This window comes from Massilia niabensis (assembly GCF_042655085.1).
In the GTDB taxonomy this organism is placed as follows: domain Bacteria; phylum Pseudomonadota; class Gammaproteobacteria; order Burkholderiales; family Burkholderiaceae_D; genus Telluria; species Telluria niabensis.
The window spans coordinates 347,374-365,213 of the sequence record NZ_JBHSMU010000019.1; the positions used below are offsets into that span (position 1 = coordinate 347,374).

The window sequence follows — 17,840 nt, forward strand, 5'->3', positions numbered from 1 at the left end:
CAAGCTTGTGTCCATCCTCATGCCCCGTACCACCCTGCATCGACGTAGTAATCGCGGCCGCTGCAGCGGCCCGCGCTGTCGGAGGCGAGGAACAGCGCGAGCGCCGCCACGTCCTCGACCTCGACCCGCTGGGCGAGGCATTGCGCGGCAAGGATCTTCGCTTCTTCGTCGGGGCCGGTCCAGAGTTCTTCCTGGCGCTCGGTACGCACCGCGCCCGGCACGATGCAGTTGACGCGGATGCCATGGGCGCCGAGGTCGCGCGCCAGGCCGCGCGTCATGCCTTCGATCGCGGCCTTGGCCGTCATGTACAGACTCAGTTGCGGCAGCGCGAGGTGCCAGGAAATCGATCCCAGGTTCAGGATCACGCCGGCGCCGCGGGCCTGCATGCCGGGCGCTACCGCCTGGGCGCAGAAGAACTGGTGGCGCAGGTTGACCGCCATCCGTCCGTCCCAGTAGCCGGGCGTGACGTCCGCCACCGTGTGGCGGTCGTCGTTGGCGCCGTTGTTGATCAGGATGTCGACCGGGCCGGCCTCGGCGATGCGGACGAACGCGGCGCGCACGGCCTCGAGGTCGGTCAGGTCGCAGTGGAGGAACACCGGCGGCTGGGGCAACTGCGCGAGCGATGCGGCCAGCGCCTGGGAGGCCTCGGCGGCGATATCGAGGAACACCACACTCGCGCCCTGGCGCGCAAAGGCGTTGACCATTTCGGCCCCGATGCCGCTGCCGCCGCCGGTGATGACCACGCGCTTGCCCGGCAGGTCCGGGTAAGTGGCGTAGGCCGTGACTTTTCTTGCTTGATTCATTAAATAATCGTCATTGAGTGCGCTTCAGGAGGCCGCGGCCTCCCAGGTTGTCGAACAGGGCGCGCACGCCGAAGGTCCATGGGGCGAGCTGGTCGCTGCGCTGGACATCGTTGGTGAGCGTGCCCAATGATGGGGTGGAGATGCTGACGCGGTCGCCCAGGTGGTGGGTGAAACCGCCCCCTTCGGCGTCACGGTCCTTGATGGGCGAGAACATGGTGCCGAGGAAGAGCATGAAACCGTCCGGATACTGGTGGTGGCGGCCGTAGGTATGGCCGACCAGCTCGAGCGGATCGCGGCTGATCTCGCGCATCCGGCTGCTGCCCGACAGCGTGAAGCCGTCGTCCACGCCCTCGACCAGCATGCTCACCTCGGCATTGCGGATGGTGTCCATCGTGAAGTGCTCGTCGAACAGGCGGATGAAGGGCCCGATCGCGCAGGACGCGTTATTGTCCTTGGCCTTGCCCAGCAACAGGGCGCTGCGCCCTTCGATGTCGCGCAGGTTGACGTCATTGCCGAGGGTGGCGCCGACCGGGGTGCCGGCGCTGTTCACGGCCAGCACGATTTCCGGCTCGGGATTGTTCCAGTGCGAGTCCGGATGCAGGCCGACCGCGGCGCCGTTTCCGACCGCCGACATCGGCTGGGCCTTGGTGAACACTTCGGCGTCCGGCCCGATGCCCACTTCCATGTAGGGCGACCAGATACCGCGCGCCACCAGGTCCTGTTTCAGCGCCGCGGCGGAAGGCGAACCCGGGCGGATCGCCGACAGGTCGGCGCCGATACATTCCTGCATCTGGGCGCGCAGGGCGGCGGCGCGTGCCGGATCGCCCTTGGCCTGTTCCTCGATCACGCGCTCGAGCAGGCTGACGGCGAAGGTGACGCCGCAGGCCTTGATCGCCTGCAGGTCGCACGGGGCCAGCAGGCGGATGCCGCCGCCCAGGGCGGCTTCGAGCGTGCCGAGCGATTCGCCTGGCGCCTCGCGCACAATGGCGTGCAGGTCGGCGCGCTCGAACAGCTCGGACACGGTTGGCGCGTGACGGCTGATATCGACCAGCTCGCCGCCGCGCAGCGTCACCACCGACGGCCCGGCATCCGGGCCGTCGCGCCATACCCGGCCCACCAGCAGCGCGCGCTCGCCGTCGTCCGGCAACATGGCATTCCTCGAATCTTTCATTACTCCCTTTCGGATCGCTGCATCAGTTGTCGCATGGTGCCCGACGCCACCCGGCCCTGCAATTGCGAAACTCACCAACACGAATCATGATTCCTTGCAGCCCACGGCAGCCGATGAGCGGGCCTGTCAGCCCTGCAGCGAGAGGCGGTAGACGGTGGTCTGGCGGTACACCTCGCCCGGGCGCAGGATCACCGCGCCGGCGTGCTCGCCATTGACCTGGTCGGGATAGGCGCCGGCCTCCAGGCAAAAGCCGGCATGCCGCGCGTAGGGCCGGGGCGAGCGCCCGCGCACGCCCTCGAGCGCGTTCCCGCTGTAGAACTGCAGGCCGGCTTCGGTGGTGGATACCTGCAGGCGCCGGCCCGAGCGCGGGTCCCAGGCCCTGGCCACCTCGCGCAGCGGCCCGTGGCGACCGTCGGGGGCGCTGCCGACGCAATAGCAATGGTCGAAGCCGCCCGCCAGGCCCACTTGTCGGTCGGGCCAGCGCAGGCGCGGGCCAATGGCGGCCGGACTGCGGAAGTCGAAGGGCGTGCCCTCGACCGCGGCCACGCAGGTGGGAATGCCGCCGGCGTCGGTCTCGAAAAAATAGTCGGCGTCGATCTGGAGCATGTGGTCGCCCACATCGCCGCGACCGCCGTTCAGGTTGAAATACGGGTGCGACGTCAGGTTGATGGGCGTGGCGGCGTCGGCGACGGCCTGGTACTCGATGCACAGGCTGCCGTCGTCGCCGAGTGTGTAATCGACCTGCACCTCGACATTGCCCGGGAAACCGCCCTGCCCGCTTGGGGAGTCGAGCCGCAGCGACACCCGCTGGCCGCTCGCTTCGCCGTGCCAGCGCGCCGCATGAAACCCCTGCGGTCCGCCGTGCAGGTGGTTGCCGCGGTCGTTGACGGCCGCCTGCACGGGCTTGCCGTCGAGGGCGAACTGGCCGCGCGCGATGCGGTTGGCCCAGCGCCCGACGATGGCGCCGAAATAGCAGGTGTCGTCCGCATACTCCTGCGGCTCGCGATAGCCGAGCAGCACGTCGGCGCTGCGTCCGTAGCGGTCCGGCGCCCACCAGGACACCAGCGCCGCCCCGCGCTCGCTGATCGTCAGGTGCATGCCGTGCGCGTTGCGCAGCGTGAACAGCCGTGGTTCCCCGGTGCCGGCCGGCGCGCTCTGCCCGAGGGCGGTGTTGGTGAGGGTGGTGGTCATGGTCATCCTTCTTGGGGATCGGGTACCGGGCAAGCCCTGGCCTGCCCCGCCATGCGCTCCTGGTAGGCGCGCGGCGAGCAGCCAAGTTCCCTTTTAAAAACGGAATGCATGTATTGGCTCGAGGTGAAACCGCACTTGCGCGCGACCTCGGAAAGATTGCAGTCGCCCGAGGCCAGGATGGCGGTCGCAGCGTCGAGCCGGAAGCGCAGGATCGCGTCGTGCACGCTGCAGCCGAGCTCCTGGCGGAAATAGCTCTCCAGCGAAGAACGCGAGATCCCGACGTAATCGGCCACCTGCCCGGTGCGGATACCCTGGCAGGCGTACTGGCGGATGAAGTGCCGGGCCCGCATCACGTGCGGGTGCTTGGCCGCTTCATGCCGCGACGACGCGAGCACGTTGATGCCGGCAGGCGGCACCAGGATCCGGGTATCGCCCAGGCGCATGCCGTGCAGCATCTGGTCGAGCAGGTGGGCTGCGGTGCGTCCCATTTCCTGGGCGCCCTGCATCACCGAGCTCATCGGAATGCGCGTGAGCATGCGCGCCAGCGGATCGTTGTCGATGCCGACGATCGCCACCTGCTCCGGCACCACGATGCCGGCCAGCGCGCAGGCCTGCATCAGCTGGCGCGCCCTGGCGTCGGTGACGGCGATGACGCCGACCGGCTTGGGCAGGCTGTGCAGCCAGGCCACCTGCTGACCGATCGCCTCGTCCCACGATGGCGCGCGGGTCGACTGGCCGCGGAAGATTTCCGGATGCAGCCGGTCGCCCCGCATGAGCGTGCCGAATGCCTTTTCGCGCTCCTGCGCCCAGCGGTTTTCCTGCGCCTCCGGCAGGCTGAACAGGGCAAAGTTGCGCAGGCCGGCGTCGATCAGGTGCTCGTAGGCCAGTTTGATCAGCTTGAAGTTATCGGTCGCCACATACGGCACCCCGGCCGGATAGTCGTCGACGTTTTCGTAGGAACCACCCACAGCGACGAGCGGGATGCGGCTGGGCGCGAGGGCCGCCGCCACCGCCGGGTCGTCGAAATCGGCGATGATGCCGTCGCCCTGCCACTTCTCGATGCCGGACAGGCGCAGGCGGAAATCCTCTTCCAGGAACAGGTCCCAGGAGGTGCGGGTGCTGGCGAGGAAGCCGGCGATGCCGGTGATGACCTCGCGGTCGAATATCTTGTTTGCGTTGAACAGCAGCGCAATACGATGCGTCTTTGGCGTCAACATGGTGAATCGTCTCCTTCCGGTTCGGCGCGGTCCTTCTTCCTGTGATTGTAACCACCGCGCGCCTGAACTCGGTTCCATTTTGCAATGTCGGGGCGAGCCCGGCAATTGTGAAATCCGCCAACCGGCAGTGCGATTCTTTTCATTCAGGCATGGAAACGTGGCCGGTTTCAATTCTGTCTGCTAACCTCCGCTTCGATTCGACAGGGACACACCACGACCAATGAAGATGAAGCTGATTGCTGCGCTGTTCGGTACGGCGCTCTGGACCCATGCCCTCGCCGCCCCCGGCTGCCCGGGCGCGGCCGTATGGTGCGACGGATTCGACGACGGCGCCGCGCGCTGGACGGCGACGAATGGCAGGGCCGCGCCCGTGCGCGAGGGGACGGGCGACCAGGTGCTCAGGCTGGAGCCGGACAGCACGCTGGCCAGCCGCGACAGCGTCGCCCCCGCCGCCCAGCCCTACTTTGTCGAGGCGCGCATGCGTCCGCTCGGCGCCGCCGGCCAGTCCTACCTGCTGGCGCGCTATGTGGACGAGCGCAACTGGATCGGCGCCGGCATCGATGTCACGCCCGGCAGCCCGAAGGTCAACCTCGTCATCGCCAAAATGCAGGGCGGCAAGCTCACCCGCCTGAAGCAATGGGGCAAGGAGTCGCTGCCGGAAAAGGCTTTCTATACCGTACGCCTGGCGCTCGCCGGCGACGAACTGACCCTGTACCTGAACGGCGAGCGCCTGACCAGCGCCACCGAGCCGCTTATGACGAGCGGGCGTATCGGCCTGCTGACCCAGGGCGCGGCCTTCGAGCTGGACGATGTGCGGCTGGGCGCACCGGACGCGCTCCCTGGCCGGATCGGCCTGGCGCGCATGAACAACCGGGTCGCCCTGCAGGCCGGCGACGCGCCGCTGCGCCTGCTGGTCAATGCCGACGGCCGCCGTCCCGTGGCCGTCGCCGCAATGTCGAGCGATCCTTCGGTGGCTTCCGCCGTGATCGATGGTGACGCCCTGGTGGTGACCGCGCATCGGGCCGGGCAGGCCACGGTCGGCGTCGCCAGCAGCGCGGACCGGAACGTGGCCGCCTGGCTGGGCGTGAGCGTCGGCCCCAGGTTCGCCCCGCCGGTCCGCGCTTATCCCGCGGCGGAGCGATTCAGCCCCGCGGCCGGGGCCGCGCAGGTGCCGGTCGACACCGTCCTGCGCATCCGTTTCGACCGTCCGCCGGTCCTCGGCGCCGGCGGCTCGGTCCGGATCTTCCGCGCAGCCGACGATGCGCTGGTCGACGTCATCAACGTCGGCGACGAGCTCGATGTCATGGGTGCGCGCCGCCAGGCGTTCAAGCGCGTGGTGCGCCGCAAGCTGGTCAAGATCGAGGGCGACAGCGTCGTCATTCGCCCGCACTCGTCGCGCCTCGTCTACGATAGCGGCTACTACGTGCAGGTCGATCCGGGCGTGTTGAAAGATGCTGTGCTGGGCGGCGTGCCGTTCACGGGACTCGGCGGGCGCCGCCACTGGAGCTTCCGCACCCGCGCCGCCCTGCCGCAAGGCGCGGTGCTGTCCGTGGACGGCGACGGCCCGGCGGACTTCCGCACCGTGCAGGGGGCGCTGAACCATGCAATGGGCCAGCTGCCGCGCGCGGCGCCGGTGACCATCCGGGTGGCCAACGGCCGCTACGACGAACTGCTGTACCTGAATGGCAAGGACCGCGTCACCCTGCTCGGCGAAAGCCGCGACGGCGTCGTTATCGGCACCAGCAACGACGACGGTACCAATGCCGGCTCCGGCAGCGGCCAGGGGCCGGTCTCCCCGGGCGCGAGCGGCGGGCGCGCAGTGTTCCTGGTCGAGGATGCCGACCTGCTCACGCTCGACACGCTCACGCTGGTGAACACGGCACGGCGCGCCGGCAGCCTGGGCGCGCAGGCGGAGGCGCTCAACTTCAACAGCGGCGGGCGCCTGGTCGCCAGGAACGCCAGTTTCTGGAGCGAGCAGGACACGATCCAGGTGAAAGGCTACTCCTGGTTCTATCGCTCGCTCATCGCCGGCAACGTCGACTTCATCTGGGGCGGCAACCGCGCCGCGCTGTTCGAGGAGAGCGAAATCCGCTCGCTCGGCGACAGCGCCAACGCCCAAAGCGGCGGCTATGTCGTCCAGGCCCGCACCCTGGGCGCGAGTGACCCGGGATTCGTTTTCCTGAACAGCCGCCTGACGCACGGACCGGGTCCGGCGCAGAACGACGTCCCGCCCGGCACCACCTGGCTGGCGCGCCCCGGCACGCCCCAGAGCCACGACAAGGTCATCTACATCAACTGCCGGATGGATGCGCACATTGCGCCGGCCGGCTGGTCGCTGCCGAAGTCGGCCCACGCGGGCGCCGGCGCCGGGTGGCGCGAGTACGGCAGCATGGACATGCATGGCGCCCCGCTCGACCTGTCGGGCCGGGTTGGCGGGCGGACCTTGACGGCGGCGCAGGTTGCAGCCGGCTTTGCCAACCGCGCCCAGGTTTTCGCAGGATTCGACAACGGCCGCGGCTGGAACCCGCAGCTCCAGGACAACCAATGACACCAGATTCACTTATCAAGTTGAAGGCACACGAATGAAAACAGCTCGCTCGAAATCGCTCCGCCTCGCCGGCGCCGTCCTCCTGCCGACGGCACTGGCCATGACACTGGCCGCCTGCCAGTCGACCCCGACCGCCCCGGGTGCCGCTCCCTGGGTCTCGGACCTCGGCGACGGGCGCTACCAGAACCCGGTGCTGCACGCCGATTATTCCGACCCGGATGCGATCCGCGTGGGCGACCGGTATTACATGACCTCGTCGAGCTTCAATGCCGTGCCCGGCCTGCCGCTGCTCACCTCGACCGACATGGTCAACTGGGAGCTGGTCGGGCATGCGCTGCCGCGTTTGCTCCCGGCCGAGCGCTACGTCCAGGCGCGCCATGGCGAAGGCGTGTGGGCGCCGTCGCTGCGCCACCACGACGGCAAGTTCTGGATTTTCTATCCCGACCCGGACGTCGGCATTTTCGTCACCACTGCCACCAGTTTCACCGGCCCGTGGACCGAACCGCGGCTGCTCCTGCCCGGCAAAGGCATCATCGACCCGACCCCGCTGTGGGACGAGGACGGCAAGGCTTACCTGCTGCACGCCTGGGCCAAGAGCCGCGCCGGCTTCAACAACATCCTGACCCTGCGCAGCATGGCGCCGGACGGCAGCCGCCTGCTCGACACCGAGGGCAAGACCGTCATCGACGGCAACAAGCTGCCGAATTACCGCACCCTGGAAGGACCGAAGTTCTACAAGGCCAATGGCTACTATTATGTGTTCGCACCGGCGGGCGGGGTCGAGGAAGGCTGGCAGTCGGTGTTCCGCTCGCGCAGCATCGCCGGGCCCTACGAGGACCGCATCGTCATGGACCAGGGCAACACTGCGATCAACGGCCCGCATCAGGGGGCATGGGTGCGCGCGCAGGACGGACGGGACTGGTTCCTGCACTTCCAGGACAAGAAAGCCTATGGGCGCGTGGTGCACCTGAACCCGATGCGCTGGGCGGACGGCTGGCCGGTCATCGGCGAGGACGGCCCGCGCGCGGGCACGGGCCAGCCGGTGCTGACGCACGCGAAACCGGTCGCCGGCTCCACCATCAAGGTGCCGCCCACTTCCGACGAATTCAACGCCCCGGCACTGGGCCTGCAATGGCAGTGGAACGCCAATCACGACCCGCGCTGGGCCTCGCTCGTCGAGCGGCCCGGCATGCTGCGCCTGCATACCCAGGTGGCCCCCGCCGCCGCCGGCTATGTGCGCGCCACGCCTTCGCTGCTGGCGCAAAAGCTGCCGGCCCCGAGCTTCGTGGTGAACACCCACGTGGCGCTGAATAACGCCGTCGAGGGCGACCGCGCCGGTCTGATCGTCAACGCCATGCAGTACGCCTGGCTTGGCCTGCGCAAGACGGCGGGCGCCACTGAGCTGGTGTACACCAGCTGCACGCCGGCCAAGGAGCGCTGCACTGAAAAAACGGGCGTGGTGCTGCCGTCGGCGCCGTCCAGCCTCTACCTGCGGATGACCATGGCGCCAGGGGCGATGGCCAGCTTCTCGTACAGTCTCGACAACGTCACCTTTACCCCGGCCGGTCAGCCGCTCGAGATCAGCAAGGGGCGCTGGGTCGGCGCCCAGGTAGGCCTGTTCAGCGTCGGCGACAAGCTTGGTGCGCCGGCATCGCACCTCGACGTCGATTATTTCAGGGTTAGTGGCAAATGAGCGGCAAAATGACGGGCTGGCGCAACGCCGCGGCCACCCTGCTATTCTGCCTGCCGGCGCTGGCGGCCGCACAGGCGCCCGCCCAGATGCGGGCCCAGGTGCGGCCCGCCCTGCATTTCAACTTCACGCAGCAGCCGCAGGCAGGCGCGGTGCAGGTCAAATGGAACGAGCGCAGCGGCGCGCCACTGTACGACGCCGCCACCGGCTTCGGCTTTGTCGACCGCACCGGCGCCCTGCCCGCGCGGCCCGTGCATACGGCCTCGATCCGCAGCGACGGCAAGGGTTTCACGATCAGCGAACCGGCCTTCGAAGCCGAGAAGGGTTTCGAGAAAGACCATTACAACAACTATGGCATGGCCTTCCGCATCAAGGCCGCGCCAGGCGCTTATGCGATCCGGGTCAGGACCACCTCCAGTCTCGATGACACCATCGTCTCAATCACCGGCATGCAGGCCAGCCGCCTGGCGCCGGGCGTGTTCTGGGACGCCGCCAGCCTGCTGCCGAACCGGACGACCGTGTCCGCGCAAGGCAGGGAGTGGGCCTACCGCTACGTCAACGGGCGCGATTTTATCGACATCGAAATCGAGCCCAAGCAGCCAGGCGTTCCCGTCGGGGTCGAGGAAATCGTCCTCACGCCGATCGCGCCGCAGCCGCGCCCCGCGGGCGTGCTGCCGGCCATCTATACCCTGGGCGATTCGACCGTCAAATCCTACACCTTCGACGAAGCACCGATGAGCGGCTGGGGCCAGGTGTTCGACAAGCTGTTCGACCCGAAGAAAGTACGGGTGCTGAATTATTCGATGGGCGGCCGCTCCTTCCGCAACGCCTATGCCGAAGGTCGCCTGAACGACCTGCTGTTCGCCGGCCATGTCGGCGACATCGTGATGATCCAGTTCGGCCACAACGACGAGAGCGAAGACGAAACGCGCCGCTTCGGACGCGGCTCGACCGAGGCCATGTACGAAACCTTCATCACGCAGTTCTACCTGCCCGCGATCCGCGCGCGTGGCATGGTGCCGGTACTGGTCACGCCGATGTCGCGCGTGAAGGGCAACGCCGGGCGAGATGAGGTGTACGTGAACTCGTTTTCCAAGCGGCGCTTCCCCGACCTCATAAAAAAGCTGGGCGCGGCGAACGGCGTCACGGTGGTCGACCTGAATGCCCGCAGCGTCGACTTCTACAACCGCAATGGCGTCGCGGCCACGACCGCGATGGTGATGGCGATCGAGGCCGGCGAGACACCCGGCAAGACCAACGACGGCAGCTATGCCAACGGCCACCCTGCCAACAAGATCGACGGCACCCATTTCAGGGAGTCGCTGTCGAAGCAATACGCGCGCATCGTCGCCACCGAACTCGCGCAGCTTGCGAAACAGGGCGACAAGGTGGCGGCCGCCATTGCCGCGCAGCTCAAGGGTGACGTGCGGGCCGCGATCGCCGCGGATGACTGGGCTGCGGTCCATCCGGAAATCGCGCGCGACATCCTCAAAGGGGACAACGCCTACTACCGCGACCAGATAGAGAAGCTGCTGCAGCTGGGGGCCTTGCGCAAGGACGCCCGGGGCAACTTCAGGCCGCAGGAAACGATGGAGGCGCGGGAATTCATCGGCGCGCTGCGGGTCGTAATGAACCTGCCCGCCGCCCCCCTGGCCGCTTACGCCGACGGACCCTTGTCGCGCGAAGTCATGGGCGCCATCCTTGCGGACGCCTATGGCGCGAAATTCACCGCGCCGCCCAGGTACATGACCGACTACAACGGCAAGACCGTGGTACCGGGCACACCGGGCTATGACCCCAACCTCGACAGCGGGGCGCGCGGCGCAATGTACTTCCCGCTGCTCGGATGGCAGCAGCTGGTAGATACGGGCGAGGTGTCGGCTCGCTACGCCGCGAAGGTCAAAACGGCATATGAACTCGGCCTGCTGCGCTCGGAAGCGGGCATTGCGCGCGGCCGCATGGTCAACGGCGACCTGTTCCAGCCGCGGGTGCTCGTCACCCGCGCCAAGGCCGCCAAGGCACTGTATTTCATCTGGGTGCTGGCGCAGGCACCCAAGGCCGAAAACGACAACTAGTCCATCACACGAGGAATCGACATGGTCTCACGACGAAACGCCATCAAGTCCGCCGGGCTGGGCACGCTCCTGGCCGGCGGCGCGCCCGGCGCCGCGGCCGCCGCCAAGCGTCCCCCCACCCTGCCCGCCACCTGGGCACGGGGCGTCGAGGGCCAGCGCAAGGCCGACCTGGGCAACGGCACCTATCTCAATCCGATCCTCGCCGGCGACCACCCGGACCCGTCGATCCTGCGCGATGGCGAAGATTACTACATGACCTTCTCCACCTTCGACGCCTACCCTGGCCTGACGATCTGGCATTCGCGCGACCTGGTCAACTGGCAGCCGCTGGTCTCGGCCCTGAAAAGAAACATCGGGTCGGTCTGGGCGCCCGAGCTGTGCAAGCACAAGGGCCGCTACTACCTGTACATTCCGACCAAGAAGACGGCGGTCGCCGGCTCGCGCACGACTTCCTGGGTGATCTGGGCCGACGACGTCCGCGGCCCCTGGTCGGAGCCGATCGACCTGAACCTCCCGCGCCACATCGACCCCGGCCATGCCGTCGGCGAAGACGGCTCGCGCTGGCTGTTCCTCTCCGGCGTCGACCGTGTGCGCCTGTCCGATGACGGCCTGTCTACCGTCGGCCAGCCGGAGAAGGTCTACGACCCGTGGCGCTATCCGGACGACTGGGAAGTCGAGGCATTTTCGCCGGAAGGGCCCAAAGTGCTGCACCGCGGCGACTATTATTACCTCGTCCTGGCCGTCGGCGGCACATCGGGCCCGCCGACCGGCCACATGGTCATCGCGGCGCGCTCGAAATCGATCCACGGCCCCTGGGAACACCACCCGCGCAACCCGCTGGTGCGCACCACCCGGGTCGAAGAAAAGTGGTGGTCGCGCGGACACGCCACGCTGGTGGAAGGTCCGGGCGGCGACTGGTGGGGGGTCTACCACGGCTATGAGAACGGCTACTGGACGCTCGGCAGGCAGGCGCTGCTGGCGCCCGTCACCTGGTCGCGCGACGGCTGGCCGGACTTCGGCGGCGGCGACCTGTCCAGGCCGATCCCGATGCCGACCGGCGGCAAGCCCGTGCCCCACGGCCTGGCCCTGTCCGACGATTTTTCGACGGACAAATACGGGATCCAGTGGAACTTCTTCAGCCCGGCGCCAGATGAAGCCAGCCGGCTCGCACGCCGCGACAAGGTCCTGCACCTGAAGGCCAGCGGGGACATGCCCTCGAATTCTTCGCCGCTCGTGTTCATCGCCCCCGACCAGGATTACGAGTTCGAATGCGAGATCGAGGTCGATCCGGAAGCACGGGCCGGCCTGCTGCTGTTCTACGACCACAAGCTGTATTGCGGTCTCGGCTTCGGTGCCGAGCAATTCGTGATGCATCGCTACGGCACCGAACACGGCCAGTTCGCCAATCCGTATGGCAGGCGCCTGTTCCTGCGGATCCGCAACCGCCGGCATATCGTCAGCATCCACATGTCGGCCGACGGCAAGACCTGGAAGCGCGGCCCGCGCGGTTACGAGGTGTCGGGCTACCACCAGAATGTGCGTGGCGGCTTCATGTCGCTGAAACCCGCCATCTACGCGGCCGGCAAGGGCGAGGTGCGCTTCCGCGGCTTCCGCTACCGCGCCTTTGGATGAGGGCGCAGCTGCCTTCACTCACGGGCGTGCTGCTGGCCCTTGGCCTGGCCGCGCCGCTGGCGGTCCAGGCCGCCGGCTGCGTGGAGCCGGCACCCGACCCGAACAACACCTACGATGCCGAACGCACCTATTCCAAGCAGGTGCGCCGCTATCCGTTCATCCACATCGCCAGCGCGGCCGTGCCGTCGAATGTGCGCGTGGTACGCGACCAGACCTATGTGCGCTACGGCAGCCGTTGCCTGAAGCTTGACCTGTATCTTCCCGCCCAGGCGCCCCGGGGCGGAACGCCGGTGGTGGTGCTGGTGCACGGCGGCGGCTGGAATGCGGGCTATCGCTCCGAGTTCGTGCCGATGGCGCTGCGTCTGGCGCAGCGCGGCTACGCGGCCGCCACCATCAGCTACCGGCTGGCAGGCGAGGCAGGCTATCCGGCCGCGGTCGACGACACGCGCGCCGCCGTGCGCTGGGTGCGCAGGCACGCAGAGCGCCACGGTATCGACCCGCAGCGGATCGCACTTGCCGGCGGTTCGGCGGGCGCGCAGGTCGCCGGCCTGGCCGCTTTGACGGCGGACCTGCATGGGTTCGACCCGCATGCGCGGGACGGAACCGTATCGAGCGCGGTGCAGGCCATCGTCAACGTGGATGGCACCGTTGACTTCACCACGGAGGAGTCGCGCCGCCACGACAACGAGCCAGGCAAGCCTCCCTCGCCGGCGGCAGTCTGGCTGGGAGGACGCTATGCGGAGAAACGGGCGGTGTGGCATGCGGCCTCGCCGATCAATTATGTCCGGCGCGGCATGCCGCCCATCCTCTTCATCGGAAGTAGCCAGGCGCGCTTCCAGTCCGGGCGCGACGAGATGGTGACCAGGATGGCGGCACGCGGAGCGGTGGCACGCGTCGTGCTGCTGCCGGATACCCCGCACAGCTTCTGGCTGTTCGACCCCTGGCTGCAGCCGACGGTGGATGCCACCGTCGGCTTTCTGGACGAGAACCTGGGCCGCTAAAGAAGGCGCACCCAAAGCGTACCCGCGAGGCGCCGGCAGGACGGACCGTTACGCTCCGGCGCCTTCAATCAAGATCCTGATTGATGTCGGTCCGGGGCCTTCGCCAGGCAAATTAAGTCCATACAATGCGCTGATATATTAATAAATGAGTAGTACATAAGCCGCCCCTTGATGACAACTCCCGTTGCGAGATGCGGCATGTGGCGCCCACCCCTATCGCGATCATCATGACATTACGCCTTGCAGTATGGCTCCCGGCCCTCGGCCTCGTGCTGGCAAGCGGCATCGTAGGTGCCGCGCCTTTCACGCTCGGCACCGAGACGCAGTTGCCCACCATCGTCAGCGATTCGCCGGTCACCTTCCAGCTCGCCGGGGACCTGCTGCGCCGCGACCTGCAGCAGCTGACCGGGCTCGAGTCCGCGCGCGTGGAGACGCTGGCCGACTGCCGCGCGCACTGCATCGTGATCGGCAGCGCGCAGTCGCCGCTTGTTACGGAGGTGGCGCGTGCCATGGGCGTCGACCTGGCCCCGCTGGCCGGCCAGCAGGAACGCTACATCCGGGTAGCCGGCCGGGCGAACGGGCGCAACATCCTGCTGATCGCCGGCTCCGACCGCCGCGGCAGCGTGTATGGCGTAGTGGACACGTCGCGCGAACTCGGGATCTCGCCCTGGGAATGGTGGGCGGACGTGAAACCGCGGCGCCGCGCCGGTCTCACGCTGGATGGCGCCTACCGACTGTCGGCCGCGCCCTCGGTGGCCTACCGCGGCATCTTCATCAACGACGAAGACTGGGGCCTGCAGCCCTGGGCGGCCAGGAACTACGACCCGGTCAAGGACATCGGCCCGCGCACCTATTCGCGCGTGTTCGAGCTGATGTGGCGCCTGAAGGCGAACCTGATCTGGCCCGCGATGCACGACTCAACCCGCGCCTTCTACACGGTGCCGGGCAATGCCCAGGCGGCCGATGACCACGCGATCCTGGTGGGCAGCTCCCACGCCGAGCCGATGATGCGCAATAACGTCGGCGAATGGAAGAAGTCTTACGGCCCGTTCAACTTTTTCACGAACCGGAACCGCCTGCTCGGCTACTGGCAGGAGCGCGTCGACGAGGTCAAGGGCTTCGAGAACGTGTATACGCTGGGCCTGCGCGGCGTGCACGATTCGGCCATGGAAGGCGCAACCAGCCCCGAGCATGCGCGCGGGACTGTCGAGGAAGTGATCAAGCAGCAGCGCGCGATCCTCAGCCGCAGCCTGGGCAAACCTGCCGCACGCATTCCCCAGGTCTTCACGATGTACAAGGAAGTGCTGGACTACTACAACCTCGGCCTGAAGGTGCCCGAGGATGTCACCCTGGCCTGGCCCGACGATAACTACGGCTACCTGCACCAACTCGGCACGCCGAAGGAAGGCGCGCGCAGCGGCGGCAATGGCCTGTATTACCACATCTCTTACTGGGGCCGTCCGCACGACTACCTGTGGCTGGGGACCACCCATCCGGCCCTGATCCGCGACCAGCTCCAGCGCGCCTGGGCCACGCAGACGCGCCGCCTGTGGGTGGTGAACGTGGGCGACATCAAGCCCAACGAATACCTGACGCAGTACTTCCTGGATGCCGCCTTCGACGCCAATGTCCTGAAGCAGGACCCGGCGCAGCACCTGGCCGCCTGGGGCGGCGAACAGTTCGGCCGCGAGCACGGCGAGGAAGTCGCCGCCATCCAGCTGGAGTACTACCGCCTGGCATGGGAGCGCCGCCCCGAATTCATGGGCTGGAGCCAGACCGAGCCGACCAGGCAGGTGCGCAGTACCGACTACATCCGTACCGGCGGCGAAGAAGCCGAGGGGCGCCTGGCGCGCTATGCGGCGCTGGTGGGGCGCGCCGAGTCGCTTGCTGCGCGCCTGCCCGCCGAGCTGCGCGATGCCTACTTCCAGCTGGTGCTGTACCCGGTGCGCTCCAGCGCCAACCTCAATACCCGCATCCTGAAGCTGGACCTGGCAGCGGAATACGCGCGCCAGCAGCGCCCTTCCCCCAACCTGTACACGCGCCAGGCCAGGGAGGCGCACGCGGCGCTGGTGGCCGACGCAGCCAGTTACAACACGCTCGGCGGCGGCAGGTGGGCGCACTTCATGGACATCGCGCCGCGCCGCCTGCCGGTGTTCGCCGAACCGGCCTATCCGACCTGGGGCACTTCGCAAAAGCGCGGCTGCGGCGTGACCTACCCGGCGCCGCACTCGGTCGAAGCGAACGCGCTGGTGTTGCCCGCCGGGCGCAAGGCCAGCCGTATCGTCACGCTGGTCAGCTACGGCGAGCAGGCGGCCACCTGGTCCGTCGCGCCCGGAGCGCAGGGTGTGCGCGCGCAGCTCGCGTCAGGCGCACTGGACGCGCGCAACGGCTACGAGCAGCGCATCACGCTCGACTACGACGGCGCGGCCAGTCCGGCCATGTCGCTGCAATGCGGCGGGAACGTGTTCAAACTGAACCTGCAGGTGCAGGCGCCGGCAAAGGACAGTGCCGGCGCCGGATTGCCGGGCGAACGCGAACGGATCGTCGTGCTGCCGGCGGGGTCCGCAAACCCGGGAGCGGACTGGGAAGCCCAGCCGGGCCTGGGCAGCTCCGGCCAGGCCATGCGCGCCCGCCTCGGCCTGCCGTCGCGCAAGGCTGCGGCGCAAAATGGCAGCGCGCCGCTCGAGTACCGTTTCCATACCCGCAGCGAAGGCGGCGCCACCCTGCGCTTCGTTGCCGTGCCGGTGCATGCGCTGACCTCGGCCAACCGCCTGCGTATCGCCGTGCAGCTCGACGACGGGCCGCTCGACATCCTCGACTACACGACGTTCGGCCGCAGCGACGAATGGAAGCAGAACGTGCTGTCGAACATGGCGGTGCGCACCACGGCCGTGGCGCAGATGAAGCCCGGGGTGCACAGGCTGCGCGTGTATGCGCTCGACCCCGGCGTGGTGCTGGACCGGGTCGACGTGGTGATGGACGGCGCCCCGCACTACTACGGCATGCCGCCCCGCGACTGAGAGCGCCTGAAGCGCCGGGCGGGGATGGATACTGAAGGCGCTGCAGGACGCTGGAAAAGAACTTATTCCTTGATCGCTTCGAGGGCGATGTCGATGCGAACCTCATCGCCGACGTCCGGTGCGTACTTGCCGGCATTGAACTCGGAGCGCTTGATCGTGGTCGTGGCGTTGGCACCGATCGCGTCCTTCTTGAGCATCGGATGCGGCATCGCCTGGAACGAGGTCACCGTCAGGGTGACCGGCTTGGTGACGCCCTTGATGGTCAGGTCGCCCACGATCGAAGCCGGTTTGCCGCCTTTGAAATTGACTTTCGTCGACTTGAAGGTCGCGGTCGGATACTTGCCGGTGTCCAGGAAGTCTTCCGCCTGGATGTGCTCGTTAAACAGCGGGAAGCCCGTGTTTACCGACTTCATGTCGATCACGATATCGACGCTGCCCGTCTTCGCCGCCTTGTCGAACACCACCTTGCCGCTGGTCTTGTCGAAGCGCGACAGCTGGGTGGAGAAGCCCATGTGGTTGTACGAGAAGCGCGGGAAGGTGTGCGCCGGGTCGAGCGTGTAGGATTCAGGGGCCGCCAGTGCCGGGGCGGAAACGGCCAGCGCCAGGACGGTTGCGGAAATCAGTTTGCTCAGTTGGTTCATGGTTTTCTCTTTGAAAAATGGGTGAATCGGGAGATTTGGATAAGGTGGCCGCGCGGCCTTATTGGAAAGCATAGGCATCCATCGCGAGCACGCCGTGCTCCACGCTGGCGTGCAGCCGCGTCGCCCGCGCGCCCTCGCCGCCCGCGCCCATGGCGACGAACAGCGGCAGCAGGTGCTCATCGGTCGGATGGTTCTGCGCCGCGAACGGCGCGGCGCGCCGGTAGTCCAGCAGGGCGTCGCGATCGCTGTCCTCCAGCCGCGCCTTGACCCAGTCCCCGAATAGGCTGACCCAGTCCTGCACCGGCGCGTCCGGGCCCTGCCCCCTGATTTCGTACAGGTTGTGCGTCAGCGAGCCAGAACCGATCACCAGCACGCCCTCGCTGCGCAGCGCCGCCAGGGCGCGGCCAAGGCGCTCGTGTTCGGCCGGGCTGGCGCCACGCACTATCGACAGCTGCGTCACGGGGATGTCCGCGTCCGGGTACATCAGGCTCAGCGGTACCCATGCGCCATGGTCGAGCCCGCGATCGGTGCTGCGGCCGACCGGGATGCCCTGTGCTTCGAGCAGCGCCGCCGTGCGTTCAGTCGCGGCCGGCGCGCCCGGGGCCGGATACTGCATTTCAAACAGTGCGCGGGGAAAGCCGCCGAAGTCGTGGATCGTCTCCGGTCGCTGCGCCAGGCTCACGGCCGGGCCACCCCGGGTTTCCCAGTGGGCCGAGACAACGACGATGGCACTGGGCTTGCCGAGCGATGCGCCGAGCCCTTGCAGGAAGCGGCGCGCAGGGCTGTCCTGCAATGCCAGCATGGGAGAACCATGCGAAAGAAAAATGGATGGAAACCGGGTCATGCCGAAC

Annotated in this window: 12 protein-coding genes; 6 read left to right on the top strand and 6 right to left on the bottom strand. The window is 67.8% G+C overall.

Features of this window, described 5'->3' with window-relative positions; translation table 11 throughout:
• Positions 1-17: 17 nt before the first annotated feature.
• From ACFPN5_RS24830 to ACFPN5_RS24845, 4 genes are all read right to left on the bottom strand, one after another.
• Positions 18-803 carry an SDR family NAD(P)-dependent oxidoreductase gene (locus ACFPN5_RS24830; RefSeq protein WP_379786526.1) on the bottom strand — a complete coding sequence of 262 codons (786 nt, stop codon included), beginning with the start codon at positions 801-803 and terminating at the stop codon, positions 18-20.
• A gap of 10 nt (positions 804-813) precedes the next feature.
• Entirely contained in the window at positions 814-1,974 is a 1,161-nt protein-coding gene (locus ACFPN5_RS24835) for a fumarylacetoacetate hydrolase family protein (protein WP_379786527.1), read from the bottom strand.
• A gap of 126 nt (positions 1,975-2,100) precedes the next feature.
• A complete protein-coding gene (locus tag ACFPN5_RS24840; RefSeq protein WP_379786528.1) occupies positions 2,101-3,165 on the bottom strand; it encodes an aldose epimerase family protein in 1,065 nt (354 codons plus the stop codon).
• A gap of 2 nt (positions 3,166-3,167) precedes the next feature.
• Positions 3,168-4,382, bottom strand: a complete 1,215-nt coding sequence (locus ACFPN5_RS24845; protein ID WP_379786529.1) for a XylR family transcriptional regulator — start codon at positions 4,380-4,382, stop codon at positions 3,168-3,170.
• A gap of 226 nt (positions 4,383-4,608) precedes the next feature.
• Between ACFPN5_RS24845 and ACFPN5_RS24850 the strand changes: the two genes are divergently transcribed.
• The 6 genes from ACFPN5_RS24850 (at position 4,609) to ACFPN5_RS24875 (ending at position 16,348) form a co-directional block, all read left to right on the top strand.
• On the top strand, positions 4,609-6,930 hold the full coding sequence (locus ACFPN5_RS24850; RefSeq protein WP_379786530.1) for a pectinesterase family protein: 2,322 nt from the start codon (positions 4,609-4,611) through the stop codon (positions 6,928-6,930).
• 34 nt (positions 6,931-6,964) lie between these two features.
• On the top strand, positions 6,965-8,623 hold the full coding sequence (locus ACFPN5_RS24855) for a glycoside hydrolase family 43 protein (RefSeq protein ID WP_379786531.1): 1,659 nt from the start codon (positions 6,965-6,967) through the stop codon (positions 8,621-8,623).
• 8 nt (positions 8,624-8,631) lie between these two features.
• Positions 8,632-10,695, top strand: a complete 2,064-nt coding sequence (locus tag ACFPN5_RS24860; RefSeq protein WP_379786532.1) for a GDSL-type esterase/lipase family protein — start codon at positions 8,632-8,634, stop codon at positions 10,693-10,695.
• 21 nt (positions 10,696-10,716) lie between these two features.
• Positions 10,717-12,327, top strand: a complete 1,611-nt coding sequence (locus tag ACFPN5_RS24865) for a family 43 glycosylhydrolase (RefSeq protein ID WP_379786533.1) — start codon at positions 10,717-10,719, stop codon at positions 12,325-12,327.
• Positions 12,324-13,328, top strand: a complete 1,005-nt coding sequence (locus ACFPN5_RS24870) for an alpha/beta hydrolase fold domain-containing protein (protein ID WP_379786534.1) — start codon at positions 12,324-12,326, stop codon at positions 13,326-13,328. Before ACFPN5_RS24865 ends, ACFPN5_RS24870 begins: the two co-directional genes overlap by 4 nt.
• Positions 13,329-13,555: 227 nt before the next feature.
• Positions 13,556-16,348 (top strand): glycosyl hydrolase 115 family protein, encoded by a 2,793-nt coding sequence (locus tag ACFPN5_RS24875; protein ID WP_379786535.1) that lies wholly within the window; start codon positions 13,556-13,558, stop codon positions 16,346-16,348.
• 62 nt (positions 16,349-16,410) lie between these two features.
• Here ACFPN5_RS24875 and ACFPN5_RS24880 read toward each other — a convergent pair whose 3' ends face one another.
• Both ACFPN5_RS24880 and ACFPN5_RS24885 read right to left on the bottom strand, forming a co-directional pair.
• The gene (locus tag ACFPN5_RS24880; RefSeq protein WP_379786536.1) at positions 16,411-16,989 is read right to left on the bottom strand and encodes a YceI family protein; all 579 of its coding nucleotides are present in this window, start codon (positions 16,987-16,989) and stop codon (positions 16,411-16,413) included.
• Between the two features lie 58 nt (positions 16,990-17,047).
• Positions 17,048-17,833: a dioxygenase family protein gene (locus tag ACFPN5_RS24885; RefSeq protein WP_379786537.1), complete on the bottom strand. Its 786-nt coding sequence runs from the start codon at positions 17,831-17,833 to the stop codon at positions 17,048-17,050.
• Positions 17,834-17,840: the final 7 nt, after the last annotated feature.